General features: G+C 42.4%; 18 protein-coding genes. 14 read left to right on the forward strand and 4 right to left on the reverse strand.

The window, feature by feature from the left end; all coding sequences use genetic code 11:
- Positions 1–22 precede the first annotated feature (22 nt).
- Together DEO27_RS05980 and DEO27_RS05985 are read left to right on the forward strand one after the other, a co-directional pair.
- On the forward strand, positions 23–1,435 hold the full coding sequence (locus tag DEO27_RS05980) for an oligosaccharide flippase family protein (RefSeq protein ID WP_112572140.1): 1,413 nt from the start codon (positions 23–25) through the stop codon (positions 1,433–1,435).
- Entirely contained in the window at positions 1,432–2,646 is a 1,215-nt protein-coding gene (locus DEO27_RS05985; RefSeq protein ID WP_112572138.1) for a glycosyltransferase family 4 protein, read from the forward strand. Before DEO27_RS05980 ends, DEO27_RS05985 begins: the two co-directional genes overlap by 4 nt.
- Here the strand turns inward: DEO27_RS05985 and DEO27_RS05990 are convergent.
- Both DEO27_RS05990 and DEO27_RS31340 read right to left on the reverse strand, forming a co-directional pair.
- A complete protein-coding gene (locus DEO27_RS05990; RefSeq protein WP_112572136.1) occupies positions 2,630–3,430 on the reverse strand; it encodes a glycosyltransferase family 2 protein in 801 nt (266 codons plus the stop codon). The two genes, DEO27_RS05985 and DEO27_RS05990, sit on opposite strands and share 17 nt — an antisense overlap.
- A 112-nt stretch (positions 3,431–3,542) precedes the next feature.
- Positions 3,543–3,719: a hypothetical protein gene (locus DEO27_RS31340; RefSeq protein WP_190295335.1), complete on the reverse strand. Its 177-nt coding sequence runs from the start codon at positions 3,717–3,719 to the stop codon at positions 3,543–3,545.
- Between the two features lie 301 nt (positions 3,720–4,020).
- Here DEO27_RS31340 and DEO27_RS05995 point away from each other — a divergent pair, with 301 nt between their 5' ends.
- The 5 genes from DEO27_RS05995 to DEO27_RS06015 all read left to right on the forward strand — a co-directional run bounded on the left by DEO27_RS05995 (position 4,021) and on the right by DEO27_RS06015 (position 10,438).
- Positions 4,021–4,668 carry an RNA polymerase sigma factor gene (locus DEO27_RS05995; protein WP_112572134.1) on the forward strand — a complete coding sequence of 216 codons (648 nt, stop codon included), beginning with the start codon at positions 4,021–4,023 and terminating at the stop codon, positions 4,666–4,668.
- A complete protein-coding gene (locus DEO27_RS06000) occupies positions 4,665–5,972 on the forward strand; it encodes a hypothetical protein (protein ID WP_112572132.1) in 1,308 nt (435 codons plus the stop codon). The genes DEO27_RS05995 and DEO27_RS06000 overlap by 4 nt, the downstream gene beginning before the upstream one ends.
- A gap of 96 nt (positions 5,973–6,068) precedes the next feature.
- Positions 6,069–7,379 carry a hypothetical protein gene (locus DEO27_RS06005; protein ID WP_112572130.1) on the forward strand — a complete coding sequence of 437 codons (1,311 nt, stop codon included), beginning with the start codon at positions 6,069–6,071 and terminating at the stop codon, positions 7,377–7,379.
- Between the two features lie 395 nt (positions 7,380–7,774).
- Positions 7,775–9,982: a PQQ-binding-like beta-propeller repeat protein gene (locus DEO27_RS06010; RefSeq protein ID WP_112572128.1), complete on the forward strand. Its 2,208-nt coding sequence runs from the start codon at positions 7,775–7,777 to the stop codon at positions 9,980–9,982.
- A gap of 9 nt (positions 9,983–9,991) precedes the next feature.
- Complete coding sequence (locus tag DEO27_RS06015) at positions 9,992–10,438, forward strand: hypothetical protein (protein WP_112572126.1); 447 nt, start codon at positions 9,992–9,994, stop codon at positions 10,436–10,438.
- A 145-nt stretch (positions 10,439–10,583) separates the two neighbouring features.
- On the opposite strand, the gene DEO27_RS06020 is transcribed toward DEO27_RS06015, so the two are convergent.
- Positions 10,584–11,870 (reverse strand): hypothetical protein, encoded by a 1,287-nt coding sequence (locus DEO27_RS06020; protein ID WP_112572124.1) that lies wholly within the window; start codon positions 11,868–11,870, stop codon positions 10,584–10,586.
- Positions 11,871–12,005: 135 nt separating this feature from the next.
- Between DEO27_RS06020 and DEO27_RS06025 the strand changes: the two genes are divergently transcribed.
- The 6 genes from DEO27_RS06025 (at position 12,006) to DEO27_RS06050 (ending at position 16,818) form a co-directional block, all read left to right on the forward strand.
- Entirely contained in the window at positions 12,006–12,656 is a 651-nt protein-coding gene (locus tag DEO27_RS06025) for a hypothetical protein (protein WP_112572122.1), read from the forward strand.
- Positions 12,657–12,672: 16 nt separating this feature from the next.
- Complete coding sequence (locus DEO27_RS06030; protein WP_146750046.1) at positions 12,673–13,320, forward strand: LamG domain-containing protein; 648 nt, start codon at positions 12,673–12,675, stop codon at positions 13,318–13,320.
- Between the two features lie 7 nt (positions 13,321–13,327).
- Positions 13,328–14,164: an alpha/beta fold hydrolase gene (locus DEO27_RS06035; RefSeq protein ID WP_190295336.1), complete on the forward strand. Its 837-nt coding sequence runs from the start codon at positions 13,328–13,330 to the stop codon at positions 14,162–14,164.
- A 112-nt stretch (positions 14,165–14,276) separates the two neighbouring features.
- Positions 14,277–14,810, forward strand: a complete 534-nt coding sequence (locus DEO27_RS06040) for a M15 family metallopeptidase (RefSeq protein ID WP_112572116.1) — start codon at positions 14,277–14,279, stop codon at positions 14,808–14,810.
- 205 nt (positions 14,811–15,015) lie between these two features.
- Positions 15,016–16,224 carry a glycoside hydrolase family 88 protein gene (locus tag DEO27_RS06045; protein ID WP_112572114.1) on the forward strand — a complete coding sequence of 403 codons (1,209 nt, stop codon included), beginning with the start codon at positions 15,016–15,018 and terminating at the stop codon, positions 16,222–16,224.
- A gap of 15 nt (positions 16,225–16,239) precedes the next feature.
- The gene (locus DEO27_RS06050) at positions 16,240–16,818 is read left to right on the forward strand and encodes a TMEM175 family protein (protein WP_112572112.1); all 579 of its coding nucleotides are present in this window, start codon (positions 16,240–16,242) and stop codon (positions 16,816–16,818) included.
- A 9-nt stretch (positions 16,819–16,827) separates the two neighbouring features.
- Here the strand turns inward: DEO27_RS06050 and DEO27_RS06055 are convergent, their stop codons facing one another.
- Entirely contained in the window at positions 16,828–18,270 is a 1,443-nt protein-coding gene (locus DEO27_RS06055; protein WP_146750045.1) for a hypothetical protein, read from the reverse strand.
- Between the two features lie 113 nt (positions 18,271–18,383).
- Between DEO27_RS06055 and DEO27_RS06060 the strand changes: the two genes are divergently transcribed.
- Positions 18,384–20,366, forward strand: coding sequence for a hypothetical protein (locus DEO27_RS06060; RefSeq protein ID WP_112572108.1), 1,983 nt, complete (start codon positions 18,384–18,386; stop codon positions 20,364–20,366).
- The last annotated feature ends 118 nt before the right edge of the window (positions 20,367–20,484 follow it).

Consider the following 20,484-nt stretch of genomic DNA (forward strand, 5'->3'; position numbering starts at 1 on the left):
AGGGTATAAACACTACAAGACATTGCTCAGAAGTAAAGCGTTCATCAGTTTTTTTTCGTCGGGTTTGCAGGCACTTGCCCTGCAAGTGCTTGGCAGTATCTTTTTCTATGTTATTTCTGTTTACCTGAGTAAGGACAGTTTTGGCATCATCAGCTGGATGAACGCCATGTCTATATTCATCACTACAATACTTGGTTTTGGATTGGAGCAGGTGGTGATCCGTCGTATAGCGGCCTCGCAACGGTCTGATTGGGCGGCGGCGGCATTTCTATTCCATTCGCTGGCCGCTTTTTTTGCAGCGCTTCTTATTTTATGGCTGCTCAGCTTGGTGCTGCACGGCGATATTTATCAGCTATTGCCCTGGTTTTTCATGGCGCAGGGCTTGCTTTTTTTGGGCATTCCGCTAAAGCAGTTTCTAAACGCTAAAGAAAAATTTACGCCTTATGGCGTTATCGCCATTATAAGCAATAGCTTAAGAGTTTGTGGTGCCTTTTATCTCGTAGCCGTCCATCAGCTACAGGTTCATTCCATCATCATGGTAATGATATGCACCGCCGGGGCCGAATTACTGGCATTGTTCATTTATGTTATCACCAACACAGGCTTTAGTTTTAAATTTCGATTTCAGGCTTATAAGAAGTTACTGAGCGAGTCTGCCGCACAATACGTATCTGTAATATTTGATATGAGCCTTTCGCGCATGGATTGGTTGTTGCTGGGTTTTATGGCAAGTAAAGCAGTTTTAGCCGATTATAGCTTTGCTTACCGCGCTTATGAACTTACCCGGCTGCCCATGCTTATTATAGCTCCCGTTATCTTACCGCGTTTATCACGATTGATGGCTTCAAAACCATCTGCCAAATTACAAGAACAAGTAAACGCCTTTAATACCGCCGAACTGTTATTGGCTATGCTGCTCCCGCTTGTTTTTAATACACTTTGGACACCCGTAGTTGGCATGATAACCGGAGGGAAATACGGCGCTACCAATGCCCCCGAGTTCCTGATCCTATCATTGTGCATACCTTTGCAGTTTTTTATCAACCTGCTTTGGTCGCTTAGTTTTAGTGTTAAAAAGTATAAAGCGGTATCTTCTGTTACCTTAAGCTGCGCCGTAACAAACATCGGCCTTAACCTGGTATTGATCCCGTTGTTTAATGGTATAGGTTCAGCCGTGGCATTTTTAATTACCAATTTATTGCAGGCAGCGCTTTATTACCGGCTGGTAAATAAACATGTTATGCATATCAGTCTGCGCCCATTTATAATACTGTTTCCTACTGCTTTGGCTGGCTGGTTTATTACATCCTCCATAAACATACATTTTTTGTTAAGGCTTTTATTGGGGATAGCTTTTTACCTGGTAATTGCTGTGGTATCGAGGCAATTAAGCAGACACACTATTCAAAATAGTAAAAAATTCCTGGCGCAATGAACATTTTATACCTGTGCGATGAATATCCTCCCGGTCCGCATGGTGGCATTGGCACCTATGTACAGCTTATAGCCAGGCATATGGCAAAGCTGGGGCACAAAGTCATAATTGCCGGACTATACAGCCGCGGATACGGAGGTGTTGATGAATTTGAAGATGAAGGTGTAAAGGTTTTCAGGTATCGCTGGGGAATAGATGGCAGGTTATTTGAAAACCAGCAGGGCCTAAGCGCACGACTGGTTAACAGGGTATTATTGGATACCGGTATAACCGAGCGGGATATTAAAAGGAGTTTGGCAGCCTATCAAAAAAAACTCGAGCAAATCATCAAAACCCGGCAAATAGACATTGTTGAAATGCCCGACTATAATGATTATATCCGGTTTTGTAATTCATACGTGTCATTCCCAAAGTTGCCTGTCCCCGTGGTTGTTAAGCTGAATGGCTCTATTACCTATTTTAACAGCGAGGCTGGAAAAACGGTAGCCCCCCATGTTTTGAAAATGGAGCAGGATATTTTAAATGGAGCAGCCGCTGTAAGCAGTGCAAGTGCCTTTACTGCCGGCAAAAGTGCTGTTTATCTATCGTACGGCAAACCCATTAAGGTGTTGTATAATGGCATTGATACGAATATCGTGGTTATGAATGATGCGGAGCGTGATAATAAACAGGTGGTGTTTACGGGCAGCCTTGTTCAAAAGAAAGGCGTTTTTCAACTGGCAAAAGCCTGGAATATAGTTGCAAACGAAATTCCGGACGCGCGATTATTAATACTCGGAAAAGGCCCTATGGTAAAAGTGACTGCTTTTTTACAGGAGCATGCAAAAAACAGTGTTGTATTCAAAGGCCATGTTAATAAGGATGAGCTTTATGGCTATCTGACTAAATCGGCAGCCGCCGTATTCCCTTCATATGCCGAGGCCTTTGCATTAGCCCCATTGGAAGCTATGGCCTGTGGTACGGCCGTGATCAATTCAAACCGTACATCCGGCCCGGAGTTGGTTGATGACGATATCAACGGCATGTTGATAGATCCTGATCATGTAGAGCAATTAGCATCAGCAATAATTACACTGCTTAATGATCCTGAAAAACGGCTGAAACTTGCCTCCGCAGGCAATGAAAAAGTAAAACGATATTTTGATATTGATATAGTGGCGAAGCAAACGCTGCTGTTTTATCAGGAGGTGCTAACTAAACCTGTTCTATAACCAGTTCATTACGGTAGTCGTTTTGTTTTTGAGGCAGCTCTTTATATTGTTTCAGATACACATACTTAAGGCGCGTATTTTTATAAATAACGCGCGCTATGGCCAGGCCTTCGGCACCATCCAAGAAACCAAGCCTGATAATGTAATTACGTAAAAAGCCAAAAGCGGGCGAAAAATACAGTTTAATAAACGTTGCCTTTTTACCGGCTTTGTAATATTTAGCCGCGCTTAATTGAGCATAAAGAATGGCTTTACGTTTAAAGTCTTCAATATCAGTTACGGAGTGATGATGGATATGGCCTGCTATACTTTTAATTTCGGCATCGGGTGGTAAAAGCAATGTTTCGTGGACTTCAGTTTCGCCCCATTTTACTAATGAGCGGTTAAATAAACGGAGATGGTGATCATTTCCCCAATTACCAAAACGGATGAGCTTTTTACCAAAATACGATTTGAATTTGATGTCGTAAACAACATTTGCTTTATCAAAGTTTAGATTATGGAGTGCTTTAACAAGGTCGGCATCGGGCACTTCATCGGCATCAATACTTAAGATCCAGTTATAGCGGGACAGTGCTATGCCTTTGTTTTTATTTGCCCCATATCCTGCCCAGCTTTTTTGAAATACCCGGCATCCGTAACCCGACGCTATGAGCGGGGTGCCGTCGGTACTGTCATTATCAACCACAACAATATCATCGGTTATTAAACGGGCCATTTTTATACAATCCTCAATTAAGGCGGCTTCGTTTTTAGTAATGATCACAACAGACACTGGTACCATGCAGCAGTAGTATTAGTAGTATATATTATAAAGGATCTGTTACGGCCCTTTATTAAGATATATCGTACATGTACCGTGTATGGTTGCCTTGAATTAAACAAACAAAAAAATATTACGGATTTTGCTTATTCCATTCGGTTACGTTAAGCAGCCTGTCAGAAACAGCATTTTTGCAGGTGAGGCGGGGGCATAGTATGGTCCAGCGGTCTTTGGTTTGTTCAACTACCGGGCGTGTCCCGCATATTTTACAATTGTTAACCGGGAAGTTTGGATTTATTTCGATTCTCATAAAAGGCCTTTAAAAACAGCCGGGGATTTTCAATACATGAACATTACGCAGTAAACATTTGTACCAGTTGCCTTCATTATCAAAAATATAATTATTAGTAAGCATTTATTTGGTATACATTAACTTGTACATATTTTGTATAACTAACCCTCTTATATGTGAAAATTGAACATTGTTTTGCCCGGTTATGAGAAAAAATAAAAATATTTTATTTGGGAGGCAACCTTTTAATATTAGTTGCCGTGATGTGCGTAGATTAGGTTAAATTTATGCGTTTCATTCTGAGTTTATAAAACCCCATATGGGCGAAGAAGAGTTACATCAACTGATCAATGGCTGCGTAAAGCAGGACAGAAAAAGTCAGAAAATGCTCTATAAAGCGTTTTATGGGTTTTCTATGGGGATTTGTCTGCGTTATGCAGGCAACCGCGATGAGGCTGCGGAGGTTATGAATCAGGGTTTTATGAAGGTGTTTACCCACATAAACAGGTTTGATACTTCAAGGCCGTTTAAAGCCTGGATTGGTAGGATCATGATGAATGTTTCTATTGATTACTATCGGGCCAATTTAAAAATGGCTTACACCGAAGACCTGGAGAAGGCAGAAAACGTGAGCGAGGGCGACCTTACCGATAAAAATTTAAATTACGAAGATCTGCTGGCGATGGTGCAACAGTTGCCGCAGGCTTATCGTACAGTATTTAACCTTTTTGCAATAGACGGATACTCGCACGAAGAGATAGGTGAGATGCTGAACATTAGTCCGGGAACATCTAAGTCAAATTTGCACAAGGCAAGGCATAAACTAAAACAAATGATATTAAAAGCAGAGGAAACTGCTGATAAAACCAATTACAACAGGGGTATGGATTTTAACCCGATTGTGGCCTATAATGGTATAGGTATAGATGTAAGAAGCACTTTTTTTAATAATGGTATCAGAGGATGAAAAGCGAAGAGGATTTAGATAACATTTTTAAGAAGCAGCTGGAAGATCCTGCAAATCATCGGGCGTTTAACGAGGATGACTGGGATGCGCTTGAGCAAATGCTTGATCAGGGCAAAAAACGCCGTGGAATTGTTTATTGGTTACCGCTTGCAAGCGGTATAGCGGCCATGCTATTGCTGTTTTTAGGCTGGTTGTTTTTTAAACCTAATACGCAGGACAGTAATACATCAGGACAACAACAGGCTAAAGTGAAGCCTCTTGCTCCTAAAGCAAATCCGGCAACCAACGGTAGCGTTGTGCAACACCCTCGGGTTACGGATAGTATCAAAACAACATCGCCAACAAATAACAATGTTGCAGCTAACAGCAATACGGATAATCATCTTAAAGCCGGTCAAACAGTTTTGACACCTTCTGTGGCTGGTGCTAATCACCCCCTTACGGGATCAAACAAAAAGGGGAAAGTTGGACGTGATACCATCATGTCACGTCCTTCTGAGCTGATAGCAAACACAGATCCTTCAATTAATCCCTTAAATAATAAAGCTTCCATTGAAAGTTTACTGGCGAACAGGGCCTTGTCGCTTGACATACAACCGGCGCCTTTAGCAGTTCCTGATTTTAAGACAAATATCGACAGGCAGCCTGTTATCGCATCTGCATCCAAACCAGACAAGAAAATAACCAAACAAGGCTTTGGATACAGGCCGCAATGGGCCATTACGGCGCTGGCATCATCTGATGTAAACGGTACAAACTCGTTCCAGGGTAAGGTTGGAAGCAATTATGGTGTATTGCTTTCATTCGGTGCTACCAAAAAGCTGACCATCACCAGCGGCGTTGTTTATTCGTCAAAACCTTACAATACAAGCTTTGCCAATTACCGTACGGCTTATACCTTTAAGCACGATCCAACCGATGTAACCGCCGATTGCAAAATGCTTGATATTCCTATAAACATTGGTTACCAGGTTTATGGTAATTTCCGTAATAAACTATCGGTTGGTACTGGCTTATCGTCATACCTGATGCTGCACGAAAAGTATACTTATAACTACGCAGACGGTACTAACAGCGCTGCATGGCCTCAAACTTATACCGTGCCAAATAGCAAGGGCTATTTATTGAGCATTATCAATATCAACGCCACGTATGAGCACAAAATAAATTCAAAGGTGGGGGTGAGTGTACAACCGTACATGAAAGTGCCAATTTCGGGTGTTGGATATTCTGATATCAAACTGCAGTCTACAGGTGTAGCAGTAGGGGTAACGTATAATCTTAATTCATTCAGGAAACCTTAACGGGTTTTACCCAACGGTTCCGTTGCGGCTCCTATTCGGCTTATAACAAATGGAATTGTTATCTTGCGCCACATTTACCGCACAAGATAATTTGCCATGAAAAAACTACTGTTTTTTGCTCCTTTGTTATTGCTGTTTTCATGTGGTCAGGATCCGGCGCAAAAGCTCGAAAATAAGAAACTAAATCACCTTGCTGTTGAGTATGTAAAGCTTGGCCTTACCATAGGGCAATATGATGGCGATTTTGTAGATGCCTATTATGGCCCAGATTCATTAAAGCCTAAGCAGGAACCGCTTAAAACTTTTCCTAAAGATAGTTTGCTGGCATCGGCAAATAGCTTGATGAATGATCTGCGTACGGTAGCCAACACCACAAAAATTGATACCAATAAAATAAGGGCCAATTGGATGGCCGATCAGTTGGTTGCATTTAGTCGCCGTATTCGTATATTTTCTGGTGAAGAAAGGCCTTTTGATGAAGAATCACGTGAGTTATTCGGTGTTGCCGCACCTGTTTACACCGACGATTTCTTTAAAGGTCAGGTAGCCCTGCTCGATAGCATTTTACCCGGTAAAGGCAACGTGAACGACAGGTTTCAAAAGCTGGCCAATAAATTCATTATCCCGAAAGATAAATTAGACCCGGTTATAAAAGCCGCCATTGCCGAGGCGCGTAAACGCGCGCTTGCCCATTATCAGCTACCGGCCGGCGAAACATTTACGCTGGAATATGTGACCAATAAGCCATGGTCTGGCTATAACTGGTATAAGGGCGGTTATAAAAGCACAGTACAGATCAACACCGATCTGAAGATCTTTATTGATCGCGCCATTGATGTTGGCAGCCATGAAAGCTATCCCGGCCACCATGTATACAATATGCTGCTGGAGAAAAACCTTTACCATGATAAAGGCTGGGTAGAGATCTCGTTATATCCGCTGTTTAGTCCGCAGTCGCTGATTGCTGAGGGGAGTGCTAATTACGGTATCGAGGTAGCATTTCCGGGTGACGATAAAATCAAGTTTGCCAAAAATGTATTGCTGCCGCTGGCCGGTTTGGATACCGCAGGTGTCGATCTGTATTTCAAGGCGCTTGCTATAAAAGGTACTTTGAATTACGCCCGTAATGAAGCCGCCAGAGGGCTGATCAATAATACCATGAGCCAGGATAAGGCATTGTCATACCTTAAAAAATATTGCCTTATGAATGATGAAACTGCACAGAAATCTCTCAGTTTCATCAAAAAATACCGCAGCTACGTTATCAATTACAACTATGGACAGGACCTGGTGAAAAACTACATTGAATCAAATGGGGGCACCGCCAAAGCACCGGCAAAGCGTTGGGAGCTTTTTGGAAAACTGCTAAGCCAGGAAGTTGAGCCGGTTAGTTTGGTGAAAAAGTAAACGTTGTTTTCCTGTTTGGATGATGTTGTGTCCGTTTAAAACGGAGATTTAATGTAGGAAAAGCCTGTGTCACAAATCAACTTGATCACTTGGCGTTATGTTACCTACGAATTGAAATATTTATACAAAAGAGGTGTTTACATGTTTTTTGATATGTAAGTACTTAATTACTTGATTATTAAATATATAGATGGATGTTAGCCCTGAATTGTGTTAACCCTGTTAACCCTCTTTTTTAGCAGAGTCAATCCATTTCAAAACTACAGGCTGAACAAGTTAATAAAGAGGCTTATGATACAGTCTCTTTTCTGTTTATAAGATAATTTTTATTCATACATTTAGCAGGTATCATACCCTGATCAACAACCAGTTTAACACCCAATATTGTCTTAAAAATGATTAAGCCCCGGTATTTTATAGCCCTGTGTTTAGTGGCAGGCATTTATGCGTCCTGCAAAAATCAGCATAAAAGTAATAGCCCTTATAGTGGTTGGCCGGCTTATGCAGGATCAAAGGAGGGGATAAGGTACTCATCAAACGAAGAGATCACTTTAAATAATGTAAGTAAGTTAAAACAGCTGTGGACTTTTAGCACTGCAGATAAGGATACCGGTAACAGGAGCCAAAATCAGTGTAACCCCATTATGGTTGATGGTGTTTTGTATGGTACCAGCCCAAAGCTAAAGCTGTTTGCATTAAATGCGGCTACAGGCGAGCAAAAATGGCTATTTGACCCCGCAAAGGATGATACCACCAATAACGGCGACCCAATGGCTTATTATAAGGTGAGCCGTGGTGTAATTTACTGGCAAAATGATGATGGTGGTGAAAAACGCATTTTTTACAGTGTAGGCGCCAAAACCTGGGCTATTGATGCGGAAAACGGAACACCCATCCGTTCATTTGGTAAGGGTGGTTATATTGATCTTACCAAGGACCTGGACAGGGATACCAAATCGTTTGTGGCAGGTACTACACCCGGCGTGGTTTATAAAAATGTATTGATTGTTGGCGACCGTGTATCGGAGTCTGCCGACGCTGCACCCGGGCATGTGCGTGCTTATGATACCCGCACGGGAAAGTTAAAATGGATTTTTCATACCATACCACATCCCGGCGAGGTTGGATATAATACCTGGAAGGATACTGCTGCTTACAAAAAGTTTGGCGGGGCCAATAACTGGTCGGGCATGGCACTGGACGAAAAGCGGGGGATGGTTTATATCCCGACAGGCTCGGTAGGTGGCGATTTTTACGGCGGTTTCAGGAAGGGACAAAACCTGTTTGCCAATTCATTATTGGCGCTTGACGCGGCTACAGGTAAATTGAAATGGTATTACCAATTTGTTCATCACGACTTGTGGGACCGCGATTTGCCGGCAAATCCTAACCTGGTAACCATTGTAAAAGATGGAAAAAAAATAGATGCCGTTACGCAGATCACCAAACATGGCTATGTATTTATGTTCGACAGGACAAATGGCAAACCGATATTCCCGATAGTGGAAAAGCCTGTACCAACAAAGGCCCTGCCGGGTGAAGAAGTTTGGCCTACACAACCAATCCCAACATTACCGCAGCCATTTGCGCGCCAAACGTTTAATCCCGAAGATGTTACCGACCGTACACCTGAAGTGCACCAGGAAATGCTGGCGAAATATAACCAGGTTAAAAACCGGATCATGTTTACCCCGCCAAGTAAAGAAGGAGGATGGATCTTCCCCGGTTTTGATGGTGGGGGTGAGTGGGGCGGAGCCGCTGTTGACCCTGAAAGTAAGATCTTGTACGTTAATTGCTCCGAAATGCCATGGGCGCAGGTCATGATAGATGTGCCTAAAACCAATGCGGACGACCATTCGCCACAGTCATTGGGCCATGTGGTATATAATACAAATTGTATTGGCTGCCATGGCGCGGAATTGAAGGGGAATGGCACATCATATCCGTCATTGGTAAACATCGGCAAAAAATACTCAGCCGAGCAGGTGAGTGGCATTATTGCCAGCGGCCGTAACATGATGCCATCGTTTAAGCAGATCTCAGTGCAGGATAAGCAAAACCTTCTTGCATTCCTGCTTAAAATTCCAGAAGCTAAAGCAGCGAAAGAGGTAGTAAAAGAACCAACCAGTAATCGTGCGGTGAGTTCTGCCACAGAAAAGAAAATGCTTGATGAAGTGCCATATGCTATGAATGGTTATAATCGCTTTTTGGATAAGGATGGCTATCCCGGTATTAAGCCACCATGGGGCACACTCAATGCTGTTGATCTTACATCGGGCAAGCTGCTTTGGAAAGTACCATTGGGGGAATTTGCCGAATTGAGCAAAAAAGGGATCCCGGTAACCGGTACTGAGAACTATGGCGGCCCGGTGGTTACCAAAGGCGGCTTGATATTTATAGCGGCAACTAAGGATGAAAAGATCCGTGCTTTTGATAAACATACTGGTAAAGTGGTTTGGGAAGCACAGTTACCGGCGGCTGGTTACGCCACCCCTGCAACTTATTCAATTGATGGTAAACAATACGTAGTTATTGCTTGCGGCGGCGGAAAAATTGGAAGTAAGTCGGGAGATAGTTATGTTTGTTTTGGATTACCGGACTAATACCTCATTATGGATTTATTTGAAGCAGTTTTTGATTTATACGAGCAAATAAGATTAAAGGCCGAAAATGATTTTCAGGACCTGATCAAATGCCAGTACACGCAGCAATGTTACAGCGATAATGGCGCGTTTTGCCTGGTGCTGGAAATTACTGTTTTGAAAAATATCTCTGATGATGACTACGGATTGGTGTTTTCCATTAACGCACAAACAGAACCAAATCATCCCGATCACAATAGCGATGCTAAAGGCATATTTTTAATTGCCGACGCACACCATGGTGATAATAAAGTGATCAGCAGCCTGGACGAGCTGGTTTTTGATCCGCAAAATGATACCGAAGTACAAGGAGCTTATGCTAAGATTGAACAGTTTATCAAACCTTTCACTACAGGTGTAAGCGATTTGCTTGTACAGGGATATGATATTAAAGTTGCGGATAATTCGATGAATTAAAAACAAATACTTAAAACCACGTCATTGCGAGGTACGAAGCAATCCCCGATTAGCAGAGCCGCTCTGTAAAGTTTGGGATTGCTTCGTACCTCGCAATGACGTTTTTTAATTATGATGTAGCTGAGTCCCTGGGAACGGGCCGTTCCTAAAACTGCTCCGCGTAAACAGCACCTCCGGGTGTTTCCAGCTTATATTGTTTAACCTCGCCGGGCCCCTCAAATTCAAACCGGATACCTACAATGCGCCCCATGGTATCGGCTTGCTTAAATTCAAAAATCTGTTTGTCGTTGAGGTAGATCCTCAGGAAATGATCTTTTACCGTGCAGCGCAGGTTTTGAAATTGCGACATATCCGTACCAAAAGCACTCAGGTCGTGATCTTTGCCGCTCACCCAAGCTGTGCCGGTTAAAATACCCATATCAGAGATACAGCCTTTGTTTACAATCGGGATTACAATGGCTGTGCCGTTACCTAAAATTGTAAGATCGGCCTTGGCGCAGGCCGACTCGCCTGGTGTTGAGGTATTGCGCAAAGTACAATCCATCGTAAAGTTATCTGCATTAATGCCCGGAAACTCGCGGATGTTGGCAAACTTTACCCAGGTGTTGTTAAAAACAGGTATACCTAACTTTTGCTGCATCAGTTTGGCGTCAATCCCCATAAATCCCTGCCCTTTAATTTCTTCGGGAGATAGGTAAACGGGGATAGGTTGATGATCAAGGATGCCTTTCCAGCCTTTGGTTTTAATGAATACCGATGTTGTTTTTTTTACATATCCATCAACAATGAGCTTGGCAATAAAATAGCCTGGATTATAATAAATGGAGGTAAACTGTTTGCCATCTCCGGGAACCTGTTCGCGTCGGTTGGGATCCCACGATTGCTGAATAAAAACACTGTCGGAATGGAATGCTGAAGCATCGTAATTAAATACCACCGAGTTTGGCAAATCGTCAGAAACTTTTTTACTGCTGAACTTAATTGAAGCCGGATCAACAGGTTTATTGCGCTTGCTGCTCATGAAAAATAACGCGCCAAGCACCAGCAACACAGCACTTCCAAACCATACATATCGCATATGAGGTTTTGAAGGGGGGATTGCCGGAGGAATTGGAATTTCATGGCTAATGGTTTCTGCAGGTTGTTCAACTACACCGTTAACCTGGTAGTGCTGCCTGAAATCGCGCCAACTGGTATAATCGAGGAAACCAGCAAGGGCATTCAGCGTGGCAGCATTGGGGAAGCTTTCATAGCGCACCTTGCCCCAGATCCGTTTCAGAGTTGATACACTAAGCTGAACCCGGGTTTTATCAAAAATTTGTTGGCTCAGCTGCTCAAAGTCGTCATTGCCCCAAATATTGCTGTCGCCCCAGTTTAACATTTGCTCAATAAGCTGCCGGCATAGCAAAAGCAATTGTTTTTCCTTTTCCATTGATCTACAGGTAATAATGTGGTTTTAAAAGATCCTTAAAATGCTTTGAACAAACTTGAACTTAACTTGAAATGTCGCTTGAGCGTTATTGTAAAGGCAATTTGCAAGTTTTGACTAAAGTTAAAACCAAAAACCATGAACAACAAGATTTTATTAATTGCCCTAATAAGCATGACGCTTGGCGACAGTTTTTGTTACAGCCAGCAGAAAAAAGTTACATATGATGTTAACCGCTTGCTTAAGGAAAATAAGCTGATAAAAGCTTATCCACGCCAAATTGTTACCGAAGTTACCGACGGTAGTAAACAGGGTTTAACCACCGATGGTATTTTATGGCTTAAGAATGTAGATTTTGAAACCGGTGTTGTTGAGGTTGATTTGCGTGGGAGGGATGTGTTTCAGCAAAGCTTTTTAGGCATAGCTTTCCACGGTGTGGATACCACAACCAACGATGTAATCTATTTCCGTCCTTTTAATTTTCAAACCACAGATACGCTACGTCGCAAGCATACAGTACAATACATCAGTGAGCCGGATTTTCCCTGGGATAAACTCCGCAAAGAGCACCCGCTGGTTTATGAAAACGCGGTAAACCCATTTCCGGAGGCTACCGCCTGGTTTCATGCGCGTATCGTGATTAATACCGATGATATCACGGTGTATGTTAATCATTCGGATTGGCCATCGCTTAAGGTAAAAAAGCTGAATAACCGCCAGAAGGGGCTTATAGGCCTGTGGTCGTCAGGGCTTCCCGGCGATTTTGCCAACCTTGTTATCTCCCAATAATTATAAACCAATCATCATGAAAAAGTTAATCTTAATGTTAACGCTGTTTGCCGTTGTAAAAATACAGGCACAGCAAAAGTACCAGGTACATGACCTTTCAGCCGTAAATCCAAAACAATGGATCATCCCTAAAAACGATACGCTCGATTATGAGCTGGGCACATTTGACGGGCAAAAGGCCTTACTTATCAAGCGGAAAATTCAGAACTACAAATCGGCCAGTTTAGCCTACAAACCCGGTTTGAATTTTAAAGACGGTGTTATTGAAATGGATATAGCCTGCACTATCCCCAAAGGTGGCTTTGTGGGCTTGGCTTTTCGTATCCGGGATGCACATCATTATGAAACGGTTTATTTCAGGCCTGGTTCATCGGGTACTATCAATGCCATCCAGTATATGCCCGAAAAAAAGTCCGAATTTAACTGGTGGGATTATGAGGCAACGAAATACCAGGCTAAAGCTATAATTCCGCAAAATAAATGGTTTCACGTAAAGGTAGTTGTGCAGGGCAGCAAAATGGAGGTTTATGTTGATGGTGCTGTAAAGCCTGCTATGGTTTATACCGCGCTTGATCCATCTCTAAAAAGTGGCGCTGTAGGTTACTGGCATGGTAACTGTCCGTCGGGTGCTTACAAAAATCTTGTTGTTAAAGCTTTTGATTAATGTGGCTATGAAGAAGATCTTATTGATACTGTTGTTTTTTATTCCGACGATAGTAAGCGGTCAAGCCATTCCTTATGGCAATAACCCTGCTGCCGGTGATTATGTGAAAGTGAAAGACGGTACCCGTATCTATTATGAAACTTACGGAACGGGCAAGCCGCTGGTGCTACTGCACGGCGGGCTTTATGGCGAGATCTCTGAATATGAAAATCTGATCCCGGTATTAAGCAAAAACTTTATGGTGATAGCTATTGCTACGCGCGGGCATACCAAATCGGAGATCGGGCATCAGCCTTATACTTATCAACTGATGTCGGATGATGCTTATACGGTGATCAGGCAGGTGACTAAGGATAGTATTACACTAATTGGCTTTAGCGATGGTGCGGTGATAGCACTTGACTTAACCATTCGTCATCCCGATTTGGTGAGGAAACTGGTATTTGCAGGCGGTAACATTTCATCCGCAAGCTACCGCCCCGGCGAAATGGACCAATTAAAACGTTTATCGGGTGCTTCGCTCGAGCGTGATATTCCCGATTTTGTACGTGAGCGGAAAAAGCTCATGCCCGAACCTGAACGCTGGGGTGATTTTGTTGAACTGCTCAAGCATGCCTGGATTAATCAAACTGCCGTAACTCCCGAACAAATTAAAAGCATTAAATGCCCTGTACTTGTTGCCGCAGGCGACCGCGACAGGTATAACGCCATTGAGAGTTTTGTAAGCATTTATAAACTGCTGCCATTGGCTCAATTGGCTATCATACCAAATTCTGACCATATCATTTTTTACCGGCAACCAGCTCTGATGGAAACCATGGTAACGGGCTTTTTAATGAAGTAGTAATTAATAATAAAAGTTTGATTGACAGTAAAATACCGTGTTTTAACGGATTGACTGATAAACAAAATGGGTGTAGATTTATATAAAAATTTTACCCTTTAAACCTATTACCATGTCAGTATTAGATTCATTAGTCCCCGCTTTCAAGGAGAAAGTTGTTCAATTATTAGCCAATTGCAAAGCCGCGGGTTACGAGATGCGGCCAACACAAGGTTTGAGAACGCCTGTTGAGCAAGGAAAACTATGGCGCCAATCCAGAACTAAGGCCGAAATTGACGCGAAAGTAGCAGACCTGCAGGCACATGGGGCCGCATTTCTTGCCGATTGTATTATCAAAGCAGGCCCCCATAATGGCGAGCATGTTACCAATTCAATTCCCGGGCTATCATGGCACCAGTGGAATGAGGCTCTTGATTGTGTATGGATAGTAGATGGAAAAGAGGAATGGAGCGAGAGCAGGCTTGTAGGCGGAAAAAACGGTTATCATGTATATGCTGATGAAGCCAAAAAGTTAGGTTTAACTGCCGGTGGTTTATGGACTACTTTTAAAGACTGGCCGCATGTGCAGCTTCATTCGGCGCCAAGCCCTGCCGGAGATTTTTCGCTTGTGCAAATAAATGATACCATGAAAAGACTTTTTCCATGAAATAACAAGTAGTTTATCTATACCCCCGACCTACGAAGTTTTTAAAACTTCGTAGGTCTTTCCGGCTCTAAAATTCAGCTCACTACATCGATGTAGTAGAAAAATATGACCAAATGCCCGTATGTTGCTTGTTTTTGTGCGTGTAAAATCTGCACTTTTATAACTGAATTGTGCCCTGCATATGCACATTAACCAGTTATAGTCTATGAAATTTAAGCACCTGTACAAATCGACACTTGCCGCTTGCTTATTAGCGCTGAGCTTTCCGTCTTTTTCCCAAAATAGTTTTAAACCTCAGAAGGATGTATTGGCAACCATAAAAAAAAACTTTGCCGACGCAGATGTACAATACAAGTACATGGCTAAACAGTTTGGGCCGGAGCAGTTCCCGAAAACTTATCATCCCACTACAGATAAGTTTGAAACAAGCAATAGCAGTTGGTGGTGCAGCGGTTTCTACTCAGGTACATTATTACAGATTTACCAGCAAACTAAGGATGCCGCGCTTTTAACCGAGGCCAATAATAATCTGAAAGGCCTCGAAAAAGAACAATACAATAAAGGTACGCATGATCTTGGCTTCATGATGTATTGCAGTTTCGGCACGGCAAAGCACCTTGAGCCCAAACCTGAATACAAAGAGATTTTGATTAACAGCGCCAAATCGCTTTCAACAAGGTTTAACCCAACAGTTGGTTGTATCCGTTCATGGAATTCAAAGGCTAATGATTTTTTGGTGATCATTGATAATATGATGAACCTGGAGCTGCTGTTTTACGCAACAAAAGCAACCGGCGATTCCAGCTTTTACAAAATAGCGGTTACTCATGCCAATACCACTATGAAAAATCACTTCCGCCCCGATTTTAGTTCCTATCACGTAATTAATTACGATGAGCAAACCGGGGCTGTAAAAGAAAAGAAAACCGCTCAGGGCTTTGCTAACGAGTCGGCATGGGCAAGGGGACAGTCATGGGGCTTATATGGCTACACTGTTATGTACCGCGAAACCAAAGACAAAAAATACCTTGAAGAGGCAAAAAATATTGCTCATTTTATCCTGACCAATCCAAACCTGCCTGCCGATAAAATCCCTTACTGGGATTATAACGCCCCAAATATTCCTAATGCCTTGCGTGATGCTTCTGCTGCTTCGGTTATGGCTTCCGCATTATTGGAACTTTGCCGCTACGTTGACAAAAAAGATGGTCAGGAATATTTTAATACCGCTCAAACCATCATCAAAAACTTATCTGCACCGGCATACAAAGCCGATTTGAATACCAATGGTGGTTTTATCCTGAAACATAGCGTTGGCCATTTCCCGGCAGGTACCGAGGTTGATGTGCCATTAACCTACGCCGACTATTACTTTGTTGAAGCTATGCAGCGTTATAAGGCTTTTGCCAAATAGTGCTATATTTAGCACATGGCATTAGGCAAAGGCAGATTAGAAGCATTTAGTGATGGCGTAATAGCCATCATTATTACTATCATGGTTTTAGAGCTGAAAGTTCCGCACGATGAGAGCTTAGCTGCTTTAAAACCATTAATCCCCATTTTTTTAAGCTATCTGCTCAGCTTTGTTTATGTAGGCATTTACTGGAACAACCACCATCATACCATGCAGGCCGTGCGCTCGGTGAACGGGAAAATATTATGGGCTAATTTGCACCTGCTGTTCTGGTTATCATTAATCCCCTTTGTAACCGCCTGGATGGGGGAGAACCACCTAACCCAATGGCCTGTATTTTTTTACGGTGTGGTATTGATCATGAATGGGATAGCCTACCGGATTTTAGCGCTTACCCTCATCAAACATCATGGCGAAGACTCACTCATAGCGCAAGCCTTTGGCAATGATTTTAAGGGGAAGGTTTCTGTTTTATTATACGCGGTTGCTATTTTATGTACCTGGGTAAATCCTACCATTAGCGTGGTAATCTATGTGGTAGTAGCCGGAACCTGGTTTATACCCGATAAGCGTTTCGAACGCCTGCTCGAATAGCAATATAATTTACAGGTTATGAATGTACGACAGCATCAATCCTACCGAAAATTGAGATGCTTTAGTGTATCCCGTATAACCGCCTAAATAATTTGCTTCATTGGGATTATCGAAATTTACGTTTTGCAAATATTTATTGGTTGTACCGTATGACAACAGGAGTCCTGTACGCAGGTTAAACTTGCGTTTTTTAACATTGGTGCCCACCTGGCAATGGTAAATATTATAATTGCCGGTATTTGATCGGTACCCCGAATCATCTATGCTGTACAGGGCTTTGCTGATGTTATTAAAATCGGTATGAAAGGAGAGATAACCCATTAAATCGGGTTTTAACAAATAGCTTGCACCTATTCCGAAGTTGGTTACTGATTTACGGGCATCCTTGAACTTTAAAAACTCCGGCGTAAGAAGATCGTCGCCACCATCAGCCCCTTTTATAAAGCTTTGATTTTTTGGGGTTATGATATTGTATTCGCCAACGTTGGCAAAATACTCGGCAGCTACATAAAACTGACCGCCTTTGTAATCAATGGCATAGCCCAAGGCTACACTAAACGGTAGTTTATAATTAACCTTAAGGCTTCGCTGCCTGGAGTTTGCAAGTAAATTTACGGTGTCTGCTTCCTTAGGCATTATTAAATCGCTGGTTTGGTCATCGCTTAATATGTTTCCGCTGCCAGCCACATGGAGCAACGGCGATGATATGGTTAAGCCCAAATGGTGCCTTTCATTATCATAAGCCAATCCGGCTTTAAACCTGATGCCAACGTTATAATAGCCTGCGGTATATGATTCCTGCACATTTGAAAATTTTGGAAGCGCAAAATCACCCACGTTATATAAAGCCCTTGCGCTTGTGTTGTAATCAAAATCCTGCTTCCTGATCTGGCCTTCAATAGTAAGTCCCATCGCAAAATGGTCAGACGCCTTAAAGCCTCCGCTTATAATTCCGGAGGTTTCATTGATAGTATTTACATTTTTGTATTGACCTAAAAAATATTCATTGCCTGGGCTGTAGGAGTCGTCAAGTACATTCAGAGTTGCGTCGCGCTGTTGATTAACCCGGTAGGTCATTACCGGGTTGTGGGTAAGCGCGTATCCGATGGTAAAGGGATGATTCCCTTTTAATGACACGGTTGCGGATATCATTTGAGGGATAATATTGGTTGATGTCGACTTAAGATCAAGCCCGGTACCCGCTCCGTTTTTTATATTGATGCGCCCATATTGATAAATAGATGCGTTGATGGAGGCTGTACTTTTTGTGCTGTAAGCTAACAATGCCGGGTTCAGGAACATAACCCCGCTATCACGGTTAAAAGCTATCACCGCACCGGGAGTTAAAAAGCCACCGGGATTATAACTTGAAGACCAATAATTGGCATCCTGTGCTTTAACGGCTTCAATAAACAGGAAAACGCACAGAAAAGTGGTAAGGATTTTTGTCATAGGTTCGTTTTTATATAAAAATATTATAAATTCACTCAAGTTGTTAATAGTCAGTATATAAATTTTCATTTTAGATGAAAATCCTGTTCGTATTTAACTTGAACCTATGCTTTATGAAACTTTTCCTAAATGCACTTTTATACCTGTTCATGCTGATCCTTGTGAGTTTGGGTTCGGTCAACGCTCAGAATTTAAGTCTTAGCGTTCCCGTAAACTTTTTGCCTGCAGCAAGTACAGATAAGGCGGTTGATATTACCAATTTTAAAGGGCGATACTTTGTTACCTGGAAAGAGGCCGGTGCTACCGGCATTATCCATGTTTGTTACCTGGGCAAACAATATGATACCAGGTTTTCTCAGCACGATGCAACTGCCAGATCAGAGGTTAGTGCTTTTGCTCCCGTACTCAGAACAACAGACAAACATATTTATGCTTTTTGGATAGGTACCGACGGTTCGCTGAAGTATATCATCAACAACAGCGACACTACTTTCAATACACAAACTATCAATAAGGTAAGCTTTGGAGGTGCGCCAAAATTAAAGCTGGGAATTACAGCTACGGTGATTGGTGGTAAAGTGATGATCGCGTCGCATGCCGATAATAAAAATGACATGGTAGTTACCTTGCTTGACCAAGACGAAAACGGGGTGTTTAAGCCGGCTGTTTTGGAAACCATTTCGGGTAAGCGAAGTCTTGATTATCCGTTTATTGTAACGCTGTCCGACAATCGTGCCCGAATTTGTTATACCAATGATGATGGCATGTTTTACACCGATTATAATCCGGCAAATAAAACCTGGACTGATAGAACCGCCGTAGAAAAATCAAAAACCAAGGTGGCCCCGGCAGTTTACCATGCCTTTAATACCACACGTTTGTTTTACATGTGGAAGGGCTATAAAAAAGACAATTTCATTTATTACGCGTCTGAACATGAACAGAACAGGCCGGTAAACGGCTTTAAACTCCCCGATTATTTTAAAACCCCATACCCGGTATCAATATGTAATGTTGATAGCAAAAAGTTTATCATGGCTTTTGTTGGAGAGGATCAAAAACTTTATCTCAGTTATTTTACCAGCTACAACCCGGCCAACTGGATGGAAGATACCCTGATGCCGGCAAAGGGAAACCTGACTTTAAAGGATATTGTTATTCCAGGTGCGCACGATGCCGGCATGTCGGCATTGAATGGCACTGGTGGTATTCACGCCGGTTCCATCAACCCATGCAATACGCTTACCCAAAAGTTAAATATAGGGAAGCAGCTTAACGCGGGTATCCGGATGTTTGATTTGAGGGTAGGGGCATATAAGAATGCTATTTACGCCAAGCACAGCTCGTCCGACTGTATGGCCGAGGCTATGGGCGGAGGATACGGAGAACAGTTTAAAGATATTCTTGATTCCGTTAAATCGTTCCTCAACATGCATAAAAAGGAGTTTATCATAATAACTTTCAGCCATTTTTGCACCAGGGAAGCATCTGCTGATCATGTGGCTGATACCATTTTGAGCGTTCTTGGAAAGGATAAGATCTATAATAATCAGGGAAAAAATATAGGTGATATTAAATTGAACGAGCTGGCCGGTAAAGTGATCATTACTTTCGAACAATATGCCAATCGCGAAAAGATGATCGATTCGAACTCAATGGCCGATAGGTCTAAAACCTTTCTGAATTTCCGGCGTGCTTATGCAGCCACCAACCAAATAGATAAACTGCTTGCAAGGGAAGAGTCGTTTTTTAGATCGATGAAGGATGGCATTAATAAAAACGACCTGGTACGATTGGACTGGCAGCTAACGCAGAGCAGCGATGAGGCAGCCCTGGTCTGTAATGATTTTGAGGACGAAAAAGTAAACCCAGTTGTAAACGGCATAATGCTGTTGACCAACGTTGTGAAAAAAAATCAGAGTATCATTGATCTTGCCCAATCAGGTAATAAATACTTGCCCGCCAAACTTAACGGATGGATAAATAGCGGAGCCATAAATAAAACCAATAAACCTAATATCCTGTATGTGGATGTGGCGGGCCCCTGGATTACCGATTATTGCATTGAACTTAACAGTACCCCGCTTTATAATTAGCGGGTATGATGTTGAAAACCACAATTCAAATAATTTAATTAAATTACCTCGTCCTATTAAAAACATACTGATCCGGTTATAAACCTCCTGCATATTTATATCTGTGCCCGCTTTGTTT

It is taken from the genome of Mucilaginibacter rubeus (genome assembly GCF_003286415.2).
GTDB classification, from domain to species: Bacteria; Bacteroidota; Bacteroidia; order Sphingobacteriales; family Sphingobacteriaceae; genus Mucilaginibacter; species Mucilaginibacter rubeus_A.

What these genes read in the sequence shown, in the direction of transcription:
- DEO27_RS05985 (WP_112572138.1), top strand. Translation starts at nt 1,432, where the DNA reads ATGAACATTTTATACCTGTGCGATGAATATCCTCCCGGTCCGCATGGT.
- DEO27_RS05990 (WP_112572136.1), bottom strand. Translation starts at nt 3,430, where the DNA reads ATGGTACCAGTGTCTGTTGTGATCATTACTAAAAACGAAGCCGCCTTA.
- DEO27_RS31340 (WP_190295335.1), bottom strand. Translation starts at nt 3,719, where the DNA reads ATGAGAATCGAAATAAATCCAAACTTCCCGGTTAACAATTGTAAAATA.
- DEO27_RS05995 (WP_112572134.1), top strand. Translation starts at nt 4,021, where the DNA reads ATGGGCGAAGAAGAGTTACATCAACTGATCAATGGCTGCGTAAAGCAG.
- DEO27_RS06000 (WP_112572132.1), top strand. Translation starts at nt 4,665, where the DNA reads ATGAAAAGCGAAGAGGATTTAGATAACATTTTTAAGAAGCAGCTGGAA.
- DEO27_RS06005 (WP_112572130.1), top strand. Translation starts at nt 6,069, where the DNA reads ATGAAAAAACTACTGTTTTTTGCTCCTTTGTTATTGCTGTTTTCATGT.
- DEO27_RS06010 (WP_112572128.1), top strand. Translation starts at nt 7,775, where the DNA reads ATGATTAAGCCCCGGTATTTTATAGCCCTGTGTTTAGTGGCAGGCATT.
- DEO27_RS06015 (WP_112572126.1), top strand. Translation starts at nt 9,992, where the DNA reads ATGGATTTATTTGAAGCAGTTTTTGATTTATACGAGCAAATAAGATTA.
- DEO27_RS06020 (WP_112572124.1), bottom strand. Translation starts at nt 11,870, where the DNA reads ATGGAAAAGGAAAAACAATTGCTTTTGCTATGCCGGCAGCTTATTGAG.
- DEO27_RS06025 (WP_112572122.1), top strand. Translation starts at nt 12,006, where the DNA reads ATGAACAACAAGATTTTATTAATTGCCCTAATAAGCATGACGCTTGGC.
- DEO27_RS06030 (WP_146750046.1), top strand. Translation starts at nt 12,673, where the DNA reads ATGAAAAAGTTAATCTTAATGTTAACGCTGTTTGCCGTTGTAAAAATA.
- DEO27_RS06035 (WP_190295336.1), top strand. Translation starts at nt 13,328, where the DNA reads ATGAAGAAGATCTTATTGATACTGTTGTTTTTTATTCCGACGATAGTA.
- DEO27_RS06040 (WP_112572116.1), top strand. Translation starts at nt 14,277, where the DNA reads ATGTCAGTATTAGATTCATTAGTCCCCGCTTTCAAGGAGAAAGTTGTT.
- DEO27_RS06045 (WP_112572114.1), top strand. Translation starts at nt 15,016, where the DNA reads ATGAAATTTAAGCACCTGTACAAATCGACACTTGCCGCTTGCTTATTA.
- DEO27_RS06050 (WP_112572112.1), top strand. Translation starts at nt 16,240, where the DNA reads ATGGCATTAGGCAAAGGCAGATTAGAAGCATTTAGTGATGGCGTAATA.
- DEO27_RS06055 (WP_146750045.1), bottom strand. Translation starts at nt 18,270, where the DNA reads ATGACAAAAATCCTTACCACTTTTCTGTGCGTTTTCCTGTTTATTGAA.
- DEO27_RS06060 (WP_112572108.1), top strand. Translation starts at nt 18,384, where the DNA reads ATGAAACTTTTCCTAAATGCACTTTTATACCTGTTCATGCTGATCCTT.